At 72.2% G+C, this 13,129-nt stretch carries 15 protein-coding genes and 1 tRNA gene; 6 read left to right on the forward strand and 10 right to left on the reverse strand.

The window, feature by feature from the left end:
* Positions 1-31 precede the first annotated feature (31 nt).
* The 3 genes from Asera_RS04820 (at position 32) to Asera_RS04830 (ending at position 2,864) form a co-directional block, all read left to right on the forward strand.
* Positions 32-856 carry an ArsR/SmtB family transcription factor gene (locus tag Asera_RS04820; RefSeq protein WP_084132682.1) on the forward strand — a complete coding sequence of 275 codons (825 nt, stop codon included), beginning with the start codon at positions 32-34 and terminating at the stop codon, positions 854-856.
* Complete coding sequence (locus Asera_RS04825; RefSeq protein WP_051802932.1) at positions 853-2,127, forward strand: MFS transporter; 1,275 nt, start codon at positions 853-855, stop codon at positions 2,125-2,127. The genes Asera_RS04820 and Asera_RS04825 overlap by 4 nt, the downstream gene beginning before the upstream one ends.
* 344 nt (positions 2,128-2,471) lie before the next feature.
* Positions 2,472-2,864: a VOC family protein gene (locus Asera_RS04830; protein WP_030449234.1), complete on the forward strand. Its 393-nt coding sequence runs from the start codon at positions 2,472-2,474 to the stop codon at positions 2,862-2,864.
* A 393-nt stretch (positions 2,865-3,257) separates the two neighbouring features.
* On the opposite strand, the gene Asera_RS04835 is transcribed toward Asera_RS04830, so the two are convergent.
* On the reverse strand, positions 3,258-4,511 hold the full coding sequence (locus Asera_RS04835; protein WP_244843742.1) for an alpha-hydroxy-acid oxidizing protein: 1,254 nt from the start codon (positions 4,509-4,511) through the stop codon (positions 3,258-3,260).
* A 210-nt stretch (positions 4,512-4,721) separates the two neighbouring features.
* Between Asera_RS04835 and Asera_RS04840 the strand changes: the two genes are divergently transcribed.
* The 3 genes from Asera_RS04840 (at position 4,722) to Asera_RS04850 (ending at position 6,093) form a co-directional block, all read left to right on the forward strand.
* Complete coding sequence (locus Asera_RS04840) at positions 4,722-5,294, forward strand: pyridoxamine 5'-phosphate oxidase family protein (protein WP_157035137.1); 573 nt, start codon at positions 4,722-4,724, stop codon at positions 5,292-5,294.
* Positions 5,291-5,911, forward strand: coding sequence for a hypothetical protein (locus Asera_RS04845; protein WP_051802933.1), 621 nt, complete (start codon positions 5,291-5,293; stop codon positions 5,909-5,911). Before Asera_RS04840 ends, Asera_RS04845 begins: the two co-directional genes overlap by 4 nt.
* Positions 5,912-6,019: 108 nt before the next feature.
* Positions 6,020-6,093 (forward strand) — tRNA-Gly (locus Asera_RS04850).
* An 89-nt stretch (positions 6,094-6,182) separates the two neighbouring features.
* Here Asera_RS04850 and Asera_RS04855 read toward each other — a convergent pair.
* The 9 genes from Asera_RS04855 to Asera_RS04895 all read right to left on the reverse strand — a co-directional run bounded on the left by Asera_RS04855 (position 6,183) and on the right by Asera_RS04895 (position 13,089).
* Positions 6,183-7,346 carry a tyrosine-type recombinase/integrase gene (locus Asera_RS04855; RefSeq protein ID WP_030449237.1) on the reverse strand — a complete coding sequence of 388 codons (1,164 nt, stop codon included), beginning with the start codon at positions 7,344-7,346 and terminating at the stop codon, positions 6,183-6,185.
* Entirely contained in the window at positions 7,346-7,552 is a 207-nt protein-coding gene (locus Asera_RS04860) for an excisionase family DNA-binding protein (protein ID WP_244843744.1), read from the reverse strand. Before Asera_RS04860 ends, Asera_RS04855 begins: the two co-directional genes overlap by 1 nt.
* 38 nt (positions 7,553-7,590) lie before the next feature.
* The gene (locus Asera_RS04865) at positions 7,591-9,315 is read right to left on the reverse strand and encodes a replication initiator (protein ID WP_244843745.1); all 1,725 of its coding nucleotides are present in this window, start codon (positions 9,313-9,315) and stop codon (positions 7,591-7,593) included.
* A 104-nt stretch (positions 9,316-9,419) separates the two neighbouring features.
* Positions 9,420-10,055, reverse strand: coding sequence for a DUF2637 domain-containing protein (locus tag Asera_RS04870; RefSeq protein WP_212804513.1), 636 nt, complete (start codon positions 10,053-10,055; stop codon positions 9,420-9,422).
* A gap of 11 nt (positions 10,056-10,066) precedes the next feature.
* A complete protein-coding gene (locus Asera_RS04875) occupies positions 10,067-10,330 on the reverse strand; it encodes a hypothetical protein (protein WP_030449241.1) in 264 nt (87 codons plus the stop codon).
* Positions 10,327-11,916, reverse strand: a complete 1,590-nt coding sequence (locus Asera_RS04880; protein ID WP_051802936.1) for an FtsK/SpoIIIE domain-containing protein — start codon at positions 11,914-11,916, stop codon at positions 10,327-10,329. Before Asera_RS04880 ends, Asera_RS04875 begins: the two co-directional genes overlap by 4 nt.
* Complete coding sequence (locus tag Asera_RS04885) at positions 11,916-12,164, reverse strand: hypothetical protein (RefSeq protein ID WP_157035139.1); 249 nt, start codon at positions 12,162-12,164, stop codon at positions 11,916-11,918. Before Asera_RS04885 ends, Asera_RS04880 begins: the two co-directional genes overlap by 1 nt.
* Positions 12,161-12,544: a hypothetical protein gene (locus Asera_RS04890; RefSeq protein WP_157035140.1), complete on the reverse strand. Its 384-nt coding sequence runs from the start codon at positions 12,542-12,544 to the stop codon at positions 12,161-12,163. Before Asera_RS04890 ends, Asera_RS04885 begins: the two co-directional genes overlap by 4 nt.
* 86 nt (positions 12,545-12,630) lie before the next feature.
* Positions 12,631-13,089 carry a hypothetical protein gene (locus Asera_RS04895; protein WP_425305938.1) on the reverse strand — a complete coding sequence of 153 codons (459 nt, stop codon included), beginning with the start codon at positions 13,087-13,089 and terminating at the stop codon, positions 12,631-12,633.
* Between the last annotated feature and the right edge of the window lie 40 nt (positions 13,090-13,129).

The raw sequence follows: 13,129 nt of genomic DNA on the forward strand, positions 1-13,129 counted from the left end.
AAACAACTGTTGTAGGTGTAGGGTCGGCGCCATGGACGAGCAGGACATCCGCCTCGACACCGCGACCCTGCGGGTGCTGGCCCACCCGCTCCGGCTGACCGTGCTCAACCTGCTCCGCGAGCGCGGGCCGGCCACCGCCACCCGCGTCGCCGCCGCGCTGGCCATCAACCCCGGCGCGGCCAGCTACCACCTGCGCCGGCTCGCCGCCGGCGGGCTGATCGTCGAGGACGAGGACCTCGGCAGCGGGCGGGACCGCTGGTGGAAGGCGGCGCACCGGCAGTCGATCCACGACCCGTCGGCCGGGCCGGCGGACCACCGGGCGGCCGGCCGGGCGTACACGCACGCCCTGGTGCTGGCCCGGATCGAGCAGCTGCGCCGGGCCGCGCAGGAGGTCCCGCTGCTGCCCCGGGAATGGGCCGACGTCAGCACGTACGGAGACTTCACGCTGACGCTCACCCCGTCCGAGGTGGCGCGGCTGCGCGCCGAGCTGTTCGACGTGATCCGCCGGTACCGGGACGAGCCCGCCGCCGACGCCGCGGCCGGCGTGCCGGTGTCGGTGCAGGTTCAGGCGTTCCCGGTGCCCGGCACGATCCCACTCGAACCGCCGCCGGACGTCACGGTGCCGCACGATCCGAGGCCGCACGATCCGGGGCCACTCCAACCCGCGCCGGACGATGCGGAGCCCCTCGAACCGGGGCCGCACGATCCGAGGCCGCTCGAACCGGGGCCGCACGATCCGAGGCCGCTCGAGCCGGGGCGGCACGAGCCGGAGCCGCCCGAAGCGGAGCCGCCCGAAGCGGGGCCGCGCGAGCCGGGGCCGCGCGAGCCGGCGCCACGCGAACCGGGGCCGGCATGAGCGGGGCCGTGGCGCGCGGGCGTTCCCGCGAGGGCGACACCGCCGCAACCGCGGTCGTCCGGCCGGCACACCGCGACCCGAACGTGCTGCGCTGGCTCACCGCGTACACCGCGTCGGTGACCGGGGACCTGGTCTACTTCCTCGCGCTGTCCTGGGCCGCCACCCGCATCGCCGGCCCCTCGTACGTCGGGCTGGTCGTCGCGTGCGGCGCGGTGCCACGGGCAGTACTGATGCTCGCCGGTGGCGTGGTCGCCGACCGGTTCGGGCCGCGCCGGATCGCGGTGGCCAGCGACACCACCCGCTGCGTCGTGATCGGCGCGGTCGCCGTCACGATCCTGCTGACCTCGCCCGGCCTCGGCCTGCTGATCGCCGCCGCGGTGGTCTTCGGCGTGGTGGACGCGCTGTTCATGCCGGCCGTCGGCGCGTTCCCGCCGCGGATCACCACGTCCGGTCAGCTCGCCCGGCTGCAGGGCATGCGCGGGTTGTCGATCCGGCTCAGCAACGCGGTCGGCCCGATGCTGGCCGGCGTCGTCCTCGCGACCGGCAGCTCACCGGCGGCCTTCGGCGCGGCCAGCGCCCTGTTCGCGGTCTCGCTGCTCCTGCTGCTTCGGGTGCGCACCACCCCGGCGCCGGCCGCCACCCGGGTACCGGCCTGGCGCGGGCTCGGCGAGGGCCTGCGCTACCTGCGCGGGCACCGGGTGCTGGCTCCGCTGGTCGTGGTCGTCGGCCTGAGCGAGATGTGCTTCAGCGGCCCGGTCGGTCTCGGCCTGGTACTGCTCGCCGACGAGCACGGGTGGGGCGCCACCGGGATGGGCTGGATCGCCAGCGCGTTCAGCGTCGGCGGCGCCGCGGCCGCGCTGCTGGTCGCGGCGCGCCGCCGGATTCCGCGGGCCGGCCTGGTCTCCGCCGGCGCGCTGCTCGCCACCGCCGCCGGTACCGCCGGGATCGGATTCGCGCCGAGCCTGCCGCTGGCCGTACTGCTGGGCGGGTCGATGGGGTTGACCAGCGGCGTCACCAGCACACTGACCGGCGCGCTGGTGCAGACCGAGGCTGATCCCGGCTACCTCGGCCGGATCACCGCGGTCACCACGCTCGGCACCCTGGGGCTCGCGCCGATCCTGTTCCCCGCCGTCGGCCTCACCGTCGCCGCCTGGGGCTCGGCCGCGTTCTTCACCGGCTGCGCCGCGATCTGCCTGATCGCCGCCGCGGTCGGCCTCGCCGCCCGTGCGCTCCGGCGGGCCGAACTGCACCCCGCCGGTACGTCCGGGTAGCCGCCGGTCTACCGAATCAGCGAACTGCCGGGCTGGCAAGCTTCCGGCCTGACGGACTGCCGACCTGACGGACTGCCGGGCTGGCAAGCTTCCGGCCTGACGGACTGCCGACCTGACGGACTGCCGGGCTGACGGACTGCCGGGCTGGCGGGCTGCCGGCTGGCGAGCTGCCGGGCCGGCGGGCTCCCGGCCTGGCGGACTGCCGGCTTGACGGGCTGCCGGGGTCACGGGCTGCGGGCTGCGGGCTGCGGGCTGCGGGCTGCGGGCTGCGGGCTGCGGGCTGCGGGCTGCGGGCTGGTGCGAACGCGCAGCGCGGGTCGGCCGGTTCGGTAGGCTGCGCCGCCATGGAAGCATCGACGTCCTTCATCCATCACGTCGGCGTGTTCGCGTCGGACTTCGAGGCGAGCGAACGGTTCTACACCGCCGCGCTGGAGACGCTCGGCATCGTCGCCGGCTACCGGACCGAGACGGTGGCCGAGTACTGGCATCCCGAGCGGGACACCCCGTCGCTGTCGCTGGAGACCGCGGAGAAAGCGCGGGACGCCACCCGCGGGATGCACCTCGCGTTCGCCGCGGACGGCCGGGACGCGGTCGACGTCTTCCATGCGGTCGCGGTGTCGGCCGGAGGTACGTCGCGACACGCTCCCCGCTTCTGGAACGAGTACCGCGCCTACTGCGCGTTCGTCAGCGACCCCGACGGAAACAACATCGAGGCGGTACACAAGGAGAACGGCTAGCCACACGACCCAGCCACGGACCCGCCGACCCGGCGCAGGCATCGACCGGGACGGCGTGGGACCAGCCAAGGCTCGCAGTGGGGCGTCGGCGCACCGGCCACGAGTCGCGGAGCCGGCCGAGGCGGACGTGGAACCTGGGCGGCGCGGAACCGGGCCGGGCCGGCGCGACAGACAGACGACGCCGGACCCGTGGCGGGCTCGGCGCGCGAACGAGCAGCCCGCGCCGAGCGGAACGACGAGTCAGCCGACGCGGCGAACGCCGTCGCCGCGCCGGCCACGGGTCGCGGAACCGCCCGGGCCGCGCGGAGCCGGGCCGGCCGGGCGGCAGACAGACGACGCCGGACGCGTGGCGGGCTCGGCGCGCACGAGCTGTTGCGCTGAGCGGGTGACGGATCAGCCGACCCGGCGGAGGGCGTCGGGGGTGAGGTCGGCGAGCGTCGGGTAGCCGTCGACCGCCATGATCAGGTCCAGTTCGGCGAGCAGTGAGCGCAGCACGTGCACCGCACCGGCGGTGCCGCGCAAGGCCAGCCCGTACGCGTAGGGCCGGCCGATGCCGACGGCCGTGGCGCCGAACGCGAGCGCCTTCGCGATGTCCGCGCCGGACCTGACGCCCGAGTCGAACAGCACCGGCCGGCCGTCGCTGGCGGCGACGATCTCCGGCAGTACGTCCAGGGTCGGCAGCCCGCCGTTCGCCTGCCGCCCACCGTGGTTGGAGCAGTAGATGGCGTCGACGCCGCCGTCCAGCGCGCGGCGCGCGTCGTCCGGGTGGCAGATGCCCTTGACCACCAGCGGCAGCGTGGTGAGCGACCGCAGCCACGGCAGGTCGTCCCAGGTCAGCGGGTTGCCGAACAGCTGCACCCACTTCAGCACGGTGGCGCGCGGATCCTGCTCCGGCGGCTGGCCGAGCAGCCGGCGGAACACCGGGTCGGACGTGTAGTTGGTCAGGCACTTCCCGCGCAGCTGCGGGAAGTTGCCGCTCGCCAGGTCACGGGGTCGCCAGCCGGTGATCCAGGTGTCGAGCGTGACGACGATCCCCTTGTACCCGGCGGCCTCGGCCCGGCTCACCAGGCTCGCCGCGAGGTCCCGGTCGGTCGGCGTGTACAGCTGGAACAGCCCCGGCGTCGGGCCGAGCGCACCGGCGACGTCCTCCAGCGGGTCCTCGCTCAGCGTCGACGCGACCATCGGTACGCCGGTCTGCGCCGCGGCCCGCGCCGTCGCCAGGTCACCGTGCCCGTCCTGGCTGCACAGGCCGAGCAGGCCGATCGGGGCCAGGAACACCGGCGCCGGCAGGTCCAGGTCGAACAGCCGTACCGACAGGTCGCGCTGCGCGGCGCCGACGAACATCCGCGGTACCAGCCCCCACCGCTCGAACGCGGCGACGTTGGCACGCTGGGTGTGCTCGTCACCGGCGCCGCCCGCCACGTACGACCAGACCGACGGCGGCAACGCCTGCTCGGCCCGCGCCGCCAGCTCGGCGTACGCCATCGGCAGGTCGGGCAGGGTGCCGAACAACGCCTGGAAGTAGAGCTCGTTCTGGTAGTCGCCGAATGCGGGCATCGCGGTCTCCTCCTCGTCGCACTCGTCGCAGCGAGACTCTGCCATCTCGGCGCGCGGACCGCCGCCCGGCCGCTCGATCCGTACCGCCACGGGTCGCGCCGCAAATCCTCCTCGAAGGCTGCTCGGCGTCCCTCCCCGAAGCCTGCTCGGCGGCCGGCCAGCGCCGGCCCGGGAGCCGTTGCACCACGCGTCCCGCGGGTGCCGCCGACCAGGCGGGGGTGGTGCTCCGGCCGCCTCGCACCGCCCGATCGGGGGCCAAAACAGTGGTTGTTCGAACATATGTTCGATAGACTAGGACCCATGGTCACCTGGGCAGAGTTCGCCGAAGCGGCACCCGAGCTGGCCGAGGCCATCCGTGACCTCGTGCACCAGTTCGGGCAGGGCTTCGGCTTCCTCGCCACGGTCCGCCGCGACGGCGGCCCGCGGGTCCATCCGGTCAGCCCGGTGATCACCGATGACGGGCTGTTCTGCTTCCTGATCGACTCGCCGAAGCGGCTCGACCTGGAGCGCGACGGGCGCTATGCGCTGCACTCGTTCCCGGCCGACGACCGCGACGACGAGGCATATCTGGCCGGCCACGCGATCCCGGTGCGGGACCGCGGTCGACTGGCCCGGCTCGCCCAGCTCGGCCGTGCCGCCGGCACGGTCGACTGGCACCTGTTCGAGTTCCTCATCGATGCCGCGATGGTCGGTCGCCGCGACCGCCCAGCCGTCACGCCCGGTCGCCCGGGCGCCGGCTCCGCCCACATCACCGTCTGGCGCGCACCCAACGACCCGACCGCATCGGGCAGCCCAACTGCGCCGTGCAGCCCAACCGGGCTCGACCGCACCACCGCGCCAGGCGCACCGTTCACGATCATGGAGGCTCCGTGACCAGCTTCGCCGCATCCGCAACCGGCGCCGGCATCACCCTGGTCGGCGAGATCGTCGACCTCGACTCCCGCAACGGATCCGATCTGTCCCGCATGTCGGTCCGCTGGCTCGGCGTCACCGTCGGCCCGACCGGCGCGTACCGCACGGTCCGCTCCGACCCGAGCTCCGCTGGCGACGACCCCCGTGCCGGTGCGCCGACGGCCGACAGCGCCGGCCACCCGACGTCCGCTCCATCCCCCGGTGCCGCGGCCCGCGATACCGCAGCCGGTGGCGTCGCACCCGCCGCGGCCGCGGCGAGCGGTGCCGCGCCCGGCGCGGCCGCGGCGAGCGGTGCCGCGCCCGGCGCTGCCGCGACGGGCGGTGTCGCGGCGGGTGATGTCCGGGGCGGCGGGGCCCCGGGCGATTGGGGCTCCGGCGCGTTCTTCGCCTCCGCCATGCGCGCCGCGGACGGCGGCGGCGCACCGTTCGTGCCGCCGCAGCGCAGCGGCGGCGACGACGACCCGAGCCGTTCCCACCGTCCCGACCAGGACCGACGCCCCGGCCGCCGCGGGCTGACCGGTTCGATCCGCCGCCTCATCGACGGACCGCAGGGCCGACACCGCCGCACTCATCACTGACCTCACTCCTCGCCCCCGCCCGGCCCACCCTCCCCCGGGGTGGGCCGGGCGCCCCCGCTTCGGCCCTGTAGAGTGTGAGCGGTTCACTCGACCCGGTCGGGTGAGCACGCGGGTGTAGTTCAATGGCAGAACTTCAGCTTCCCAAGCTGACAGTGCGGGTTCGATTCCCGTCACCCGCTCCACCACGAAAGGCCAGGTCAGGGCACACGCCCGACCTGGCCTTCGTCGTTGCCACTGCCTTTAGTTGATCTTGCGTGCCATTACCGTGCCATTAGCCGGCCGGCACCAGAGCACCCGCGGGCGGGTCCTCCGGCTCGTCATCGCCCCCGCCGGGAAGCTTCCGATCGAGCGCGTCGGCGATGGCCCGGTCAGCCTCCGACGTGGCGTGCTGGTAGATCAGCGCGGCGTTCATGCTGTCGTGCCCCATCCGCGCCATCAGGTCACGGGTGCTCGCCCCGGACGAAGCCGCCAGCGTGTTGCCGGTGTGCCGCAGGTCGTGAAAGTGCAGCCCCGGCTTCCCGATCTTGGTCACCGCCTCCTTCCACGCAGTCACCTTGTTGAAGTTGCTGCGCTTGAGAACAGCCCCCTTCGGACCGGTGAACACCCAGGCGTCCGGGTCGTCGCCGACGTAGTCCGCCAGGTGCCGCCGCAGCTCCGGTACCAGGCTCGCCGGGATCGACACCGTCCGCAGACCGGCACGCGACTTCGGCGGCCCGAGCAGCACACCGCCGGATCGCTCCACGAACGCTTGCCGAACGCGCACGGTCCGCACCGACAGGTCCAGGTCCCGCCGCTGTAACGCGGTCACCTCCCCGTACCGGAGGCTCGCGAAGGTGGCGAGCAGCACCAGGGCGAAGAACCGGTCCGGCATCTCTGCCGCCAGGTCGTACACCTCGGTCACGTTCAGCGTTGGCCGCTCCGCCGGGTCCTCCGCGTCGGCGCCCGGGATGCGGCACGGGTTGCGCGGGAGGATGTTGTCTTCGTTCACCGCGGTCATCAGCACGGCCCGCAGCAGCCGGTACGCCTTCGCCGCCATGCTTGCCGAAACACCCTTGCCGAGCAGCTCGGCCCGCCACTCCCGCACCATCGCCGTCGACAGCTTGCTGAGCGGCACGCCACCCAGGTACGGCGCGATGTGCTTGCCGAGCAGCCACCGGTACAGGTCCACCGTGCGAGGTCGGAGCTTCGGCCGCTGCGCGATCCACCGGTCCGCGTAGTCGCGCAGCAGCACCTTGCCCCGCTCCGGATCGATCCACTCGCCCCGCGCCACCTGCCCCTCAACGATCGCCAAGGCACGCAGAGCCAGCGGCCGCGTTGGATAGGTCTCGGCGCCGTTGCGCATCCGCCCATCCGGCCCCGGATACCGGACCTGAAACCGTCCTGACGGCAGCTTGCGCACGTTGCCGAAATGGCGGTGGCCCTCCTTGTTGGGCATCAGGCCACCTCCCGCAGCCCGCGCCACACGTCGGAGACGGTCATGGCCTCGACCCTGCCGGCGTGGACATGCGCCCACACGTCGGAGCTGAGCAGCCGGACGCTGCGGCCGACCTTGTGGAACGGGATGCGCCGCTCGGCGACGAGCCGACGGACGTAGCGGGTACTCATCTTCATGACCGCCGCCGCTTCCTCAACGGTCAACACACTGTCCTCTATGGACATACGAGAATCCTCCCCAGGTCTCATGCCGCGTGGCCTGTTGCCGAAAGTCGTTGCAGGACTTGCTGTTTCGCCGCGTCGAGTTGCGCGCGCCATTGCTGGCGCTCGGCGATCTTGCGCAGGAAGTGCACGTGTGGTGGCGGCACGTCGGGGTCGTCGCGGGAGGCGAGTTGGTACTCGAACCGATCGAGCGTCGCCGCCTGGCCCTGCCCGGGACCGTCCGCCTGGTCCTGGGCAGTGCCGGCCGCCTGGTCGCCGTCGTCGTTGCCGGTTGCCGAAAGGGCGAGGAGTGCTTTGACCCAGGCTTTGCGGTCGCCGCGGTGGTCGGCGAGGGTCTTGTTCGACCACTGCCGGGAGACCAGCACGCGCCGTCCGGTGAAGCCGAGGGTGCGCCGCTGGTGGACCTTGCCCTTGCACCGTCCCGGCCGTGCAGTGGCTTTCGCGTTCTTGGGTTGGATGCCGTAGAGCAGCCAGTTCGGGCAGGTCGGCGAGCACGGCAGGGTTTGCAGCTCGTCCGCCAGGCGCGCCATGTGCTGTTCCTGCGCCCGCGAGTCGGGCGACACGGCGTCGGTGATGTCCTTGGCGATGTACTTCGTGATGTAGCGGATGGTTTTCTCGGCGTTGTCGGAGCCGCCGCGCACGCCCTTGACGTCGACCGTGCCCAGCCGCGCCACGTGGGCAGGCTCGGCGGCGGGGTCGTCGTCGATGGCATCCAGGGCCTCATCCCAGGTCGGCAGCGCCGCACCTGTCGTCGGGTCACGGTAGGCCAGCGCATCCGCGTCCCAGGTCGGGAGCGGCCCGTCGGGGTCGTAGACGAGCCGGTCATGCGCGGGCCACCACACCTGGTGGTAGGTCGCGGCAGCGACTTGCTTGACCAGCTTGCGGGCCAGCGCACCACGCACCGCGAAGTGCCCGTGCGGGGCGAGCCGCTTCTGCATCTCGATCGACCCGGCGTACTGGACTTTCCAGCCGACGGCGCGGCGCAGGTTCTGCCAGAACCGGTCGATGACCTTCGCGAAGTGGATAGCGTCCAACGCCGCGGCCCGGTAGTCGTACGCGTCGGGGTCGACCGGGGTGCCCAGTCGGGGGTCATGCTGCGCGTGCAGCTCCCCGCACTCGCACGGCTGCACCCGGCCGCGCCGGTAGTACGACGAGTGCACCGCCCCGTACGAGCCGAGGGTGAGGGTCAGGAACATCGAGTCCCGGTGCTCGTGGCCGTCGGAGCCGATGTGCGGGTGCGGGATGGTGCGGTTCGCGACCGGGAGCCGGGGCAGGTCGGGTGCGTCCTGGCGCCGTTTGGTCGACCGCTTCCGCGCCGGAGCCGTCTCCTGTTCGTCGGTGCCGTCCTTCCGGCCGCCGGGCAGGACCGAGCCGCGGATGCCGGCGGCGGTGATCTGCTCGTCCACCTGGTCGATCTCGGCGTCCAGCTCGGCGACCTGGTCCCATTCGGCGGCCATCACCACCGAGGTCCGGGCGAATTCCAGGACGGCCCGGTACTCGACCAACTCCCGCTGCTCGTCTGTTGGTGCGTCCGGGGTCGTCACCGGTTCGTCCGTGAGGTGCCAGCCCTCGCGGATCTGCTGCATCCGCAGCCGGCGGTTCGCCTCGGCGCACGGTTCGCACTTGGCCGCAGACGTGGCGCCGCACGGCACGGAGATCAGCTCGGTTTCGCCGGTGGCGGTGTTGGTGCGGCGCAGCCACACCGGCTTGACGCACACCCCGAACTGCTTCGCCAGCTCAGCGGCCATGTCCTTGGCGATCGGCTGCAACAACCGAGCCGCGCGCGTCCCCGGTCGCGGCGTGTCCTCTTGCCCGAGTTCTGGGAGTATGACGGCCGTTGGTTTCACGCTGCTCATACCGACGGCACCTCCCGAGCGGACCCGTTGACACGAGCGACGGGACGAGATGGCGCAACCACCCGAGCCACGAGCGGACGAGCCGACGCCGGGGCCGGCGTCAGGGTCGGAGCCGGGTCATGAACCGTCACCACCGTCGGGGATTCCGGCGCAGACGGAGCATCGGTCGGGAGCGTGCTTGCATCGGCGTCCACCGTGGCCGGTGTCGGGTCGGATTCGTTGTCCTGCAATGGTTCTGGTTCTGTCGTGCGCGATGGGCCGGCGAGGACCATCTTGGTCAACACGATGAACGCGACGGCCGGGACAGCGGCCAACAGCCACCCCGACACCGAGGGCGTGGCACGGGCGAATTGGGCCGCCAGCGACAGCCCGACCGAGGCGACCAGCACGGCGGTCGGGAACCGGACCGAGGTGCCATTACGGCGTCGCCGCCGAACGTCGAGTACCGCGACCGTTGGGGTCAGTTCGGAAGCCATGGCGTTCGCCCAGCCGAACCAGTCCCCGGTACCGGCCGGCACGTTGGCCATGGTCCAGTCGTGCATGTGCGTGAAGGAGGCGGCGCCGGCCATGGCGCCGATCCCGGCCAGGATCAGCAGCCGGGCCGCGTTCTCCGCCTTGTGTGCGGTGGGCATGACGGCCCTCCCTACTTGCTGGTCGGAGTGACAGGAGTACGGACGAACTCGGGCGGATCGCCGGTGACGTCGAGCGCTTCGCCGAGCAGCTTGAACACCGCCCACGCCTCCGGTACGGACAGCGGCAGGCGTCGGTGTCCGGCGCCGACCGCGACCCACATCCGGGCGTCGGTTTCGCTGGCGTCGAGTCGGACCGTGACCGCCGTGCCGGACAGCAGCGCGCCGGGGACCCGGATGCGCCACAACCGGGCCGCGCGGCGTTCGATGCCGGTCATCGGTCACCGCCGCGCAGCTTGTTGAACAGCTCGACCGGCAGCGGCTCCGACCCATTGCCATTCCCGTCGACGGGCGTATTCCGTTGCGGGGGAACAGATCCTGCCGAGGCGGGCGCCGGGGTCGGTGTCGCGTAGCGGGTGTTCATGTCGTGGATGTGGTCGTCGGTGATGTGGGTGAACCGGACCCGGACCGGTTCGGGCCGCTGGTCGAGCACCATGTACCCGACCCCCGGCAGGCTGGCCGGGATCTGGTCGGCCAGCGCGCCCCGCTTCCGTGCTCCGGCACCGAGGACCATGTCGACCTGTTCGTCTTCGGTCATCCGCAGACCGACCCGGGTCGGGAACAGGTCGCGGAACTTGACGACCTCCTTGCGCGGGTCCTGCACCGCCGCGATCACATGCACGCCCAGCGCCCGGCCCTGCGACAGCAGCACCGCCAACGCCGCTTCGATCCGCGCTCGAAGGTCCTTGTCGGTCAGGTACGCGGTCAGCGCCGCCAGCTCGTCGACGAGCACCACGATCGTCGGATCGGCCGGGGCCGGTACGTGCTGGCGGACCGATCCGGCGAGGCGCGTCTGTCGTTCGCGCATGACCTCGACGGCCTGGTCCAGGACGTCGGCCATCTCGGGCAGCGACGAGTAGGCGAAGCGGGAGAACAGGCGGCGGCCCATGGCCAGTTCCATGCCGCCCTTCGGGTCGATGGCCCACACCTGCACCAGCCCCGACCGGATACCACCAGCCAGCGCCCGCAGGATCGACCAGATCACCGACCCCTTCCCCGACCCGGTCGCGCCCGCGATCAGGACGTGCGTTTGTTCCAGCACGATCCGCAGCCAGGAGCCGTCCTCCCGCAGTCCGACCGGCAGGCTCGACAGGTCGGGGGTGTGCGGGATCGAGTCGGGGCCGATCGCGGGGACCGCGTAGGCCAGCAGGTCACCACGCACGAACACCAGCGTCATTTCGGTCGGGCGGTCCCGGCCGAACCGGTGGCGATCCCACCAGGCCATCAGGACGCCGAGGCGACCCGCGCGGATCTTGGGTAGGACGTTGATGCGGCCAGAGAACACACGGCACAGGCGGGTGCCGAACGCGTACGCCAGCTCCGAGGACTTCCCCGACCACGTGTCCGGGGTCTGGCCGCGCAGCAGCCGGACGCGGACGACGTCGCCGGCCGGGGAGGACTTCACTGACAGGATCGGCGGCCAGTACTGCACCGACCCGTGCGCGGTCGACAGGCCGCAGCCGCGCATGGTCGGTTCCCAGCCACGCCGGTACAGCCACCACCGACGCCACCGCGACAGCCACGGCCACTTCACCCAGACTCCGAACGAGTCCCGGTGCCCGATACGCCACCCGGACAGGCCAGCCGCCGCCAGGAGGAAGACGATCGGGATGATCTGCCAGCCGGCCCGCCAGCCCAGCCAGACCAGCAGCACCGCCGGGCCGGTCACCCGCCAGTACCGCAACGCCAGACGGACACCGCGGTACAGCGCACGGAACATCAGGCCGACCAGCAGCGCCCACCGCGGCACCGCGAACACCGACGACTGCAACCGCACCAACTGCGGCTCACGACGCGCCACCATCACCGACCACCACCCGTCACGGGACGCAGGCGGTACTGCGGGCAGCGTTCGGGAGTCCCCAACGCGTTGAAGTGCTTGCGGGGTGACGAGCAGAACGGGCACGGGCCGACGTCGTTGCCGCCATCATTGATCCCGCAGGAACCGACCAGGCCGAACCTGGTGGTGAACACCCAGACCGCCTGACGACCGCAGGTGCACAGCTCGCCAGGTAGCCCGAGGCGAGCGCGATCATCCATCGAGTCGTTCATCGCCCACCCCCAGCGTTCACGAACGCCGGTACGACCGGGAACAGCGACGACTGGACCGCGCGAGCCGAGTCACGGTCGGTTCCCGCGTTGCGGCGCGCAGGCTTGCGCTGCTTGGGTGGGGCGGGGACGAAGGTCATCGTGGGAAGCCATTGCCCACGGCCGAGGACCGCGGCGACGTCGATCGGACGCGACACCAGCTCGGCGAGCGTGGTGCGGTCGAGATGGCGGTACCGGTAGATCGTGCGGGCCGCCGCCGCAGCAGCACCGGCGATCTCCACGAGCGCGGCGACACGGTCGGCGTCGGTACCGGTCGAGCAGTACGCGGCACGGACTCCGGCCAGCGCCGGGCAGGCCAAACTGGCCACATCGTGGCGTGACATTCTGGATTCCTCCTGTGAGGCAGGAGAAGCGCGGGACGGTCAGCCGCCAAGCTCAGGCCGTCCCGCGCCTCATGAACGGGAGACGGTCAGGCGACTCGGTCCGAGTCGGCGGGAACGGCGAGCTCGCGCGGCTCGACGATGCCGGTCGCGCGAAACGAGAACGTCAGCTGCGCCTTGCACTTGTGCTGCCGGCCGTCGTGCGGCGCGCGGCACTTCTTGTCGTCCAGGTACGGCGTGAACTGCAGGCCCTCGAACGCGACCACCGGCGGGTAACCCGGGATCTTCGCGGCCGGCGGCACCGGCTGGTGCTCCGCGAGCACCTTGACTTTGACCTGCGCGGAGCGGCCGAACTTCGACGCCTCCTCGTCCAGGTCCATCACCGTGACCGCCCAGACCCGCTGCCCGGTCTGCTTGTCCCGCGCCTGGTCGTCGCCCTGCCCGCGCTTGTCGAAGTCGATCTCCTTGTCCACCGACAGGCACAGGGCGTTCTTCCGGAACGCCACCTCGGACGGGATCTCCACCCGGATACCCATAGGGATGCCCACTGCTACCTCCGTCAGAACTTCGCTCGATGTGTTCCTACAA

Source organism: Actinocatenispora sera (assembly GCF_018324685.1).
GTDB classification, from domain to species: Bacteria; Actinomycetota; Actinomycetes; order Mycobacteriales; family Micromonosporaceae; genus Actinocatenispora; species Actinocatenispora sera.

Bases quoted from the DNA above. Each gene is read 5' to 3' on its own strand.
- Asera_RS04840 (WP_157035137.1), top strand. From the start codon at position 4,722: ATGGTCACCTGGGCAGAGTTCGCCGAAGCGGCACCCGAGCTGGCCGAG.
- Asera_RS04825 (WP_051802932.1), top strand. From the start codon at position 853: ATGAGCGGGGCCGTGGCGCGCGGGCGTTCCCGCGAGGGCGACACCGCC.
- Asera_RS04880 (WP_051802936.1), bottom strand. From the start codon at position 11,916: ATGGTGGCGCGTCGTGAGCCGCAGTTGGTGCGGTTGCAGTCGTCGGTG.
- Asera_RS04830 (WP_030449234.1), top strand. From the start codon at position 2,472: ATGGAAGCATCGACGTCCTTCATCCATCACGTCGGCGTGTTCGCGTCG.
- Asera_RS04875 (WP_030449241.1), bottom strand. From the start codon at position 10,330: ATGACCGGCATCGAACGCCGCGCGGCCCGGTTGTGGCGCATCCGGGTC.
- Asera_RS04890 (WP_157035140.1), bottom strand. From the start codon at position 12,544: ATGTCACGCCACGATGTGGCCAGTTTGGCCTGCCCGGCGCTGGCCGGA.
- Asera_RS04820 (WP_084132682.1), top strand. From the start codon at position 32: ATGGACGAGCAGGACATCCGCCTCGACACCGCGACCCTGCGGGTGCTG.
- Asera_RS04855 (WP_030449237.1), bottom strand. From the start codon at position 7,346: ATGCCCAACAAGGAGGGCCACCGCCATTTCGGCAACGTGCGCAAGCTG.
- Asera_RS04885 (WP_157035139.1), bottom strand. From the start codon at position 12,164: ATGAACGACTCGATGGATGATCGCGCTCGCCTCGGGCTACCTGGCGAG.
- Asera_RS04865 (WP_244843745.1), bottom strand. From the start codon at position 9,315: ATGGCCGCTGAGCTGGCGAAGCAGTTCGGGGTGTGCGTCAAGCCGGTG.
- Asera_RS04870 (WP_212804513.1), bottom strand. From the start codon at position 10,055: ATGCCCACCGCACACAAGGCGGAGAACGCGGCCCGGCTGCTGATCCTG.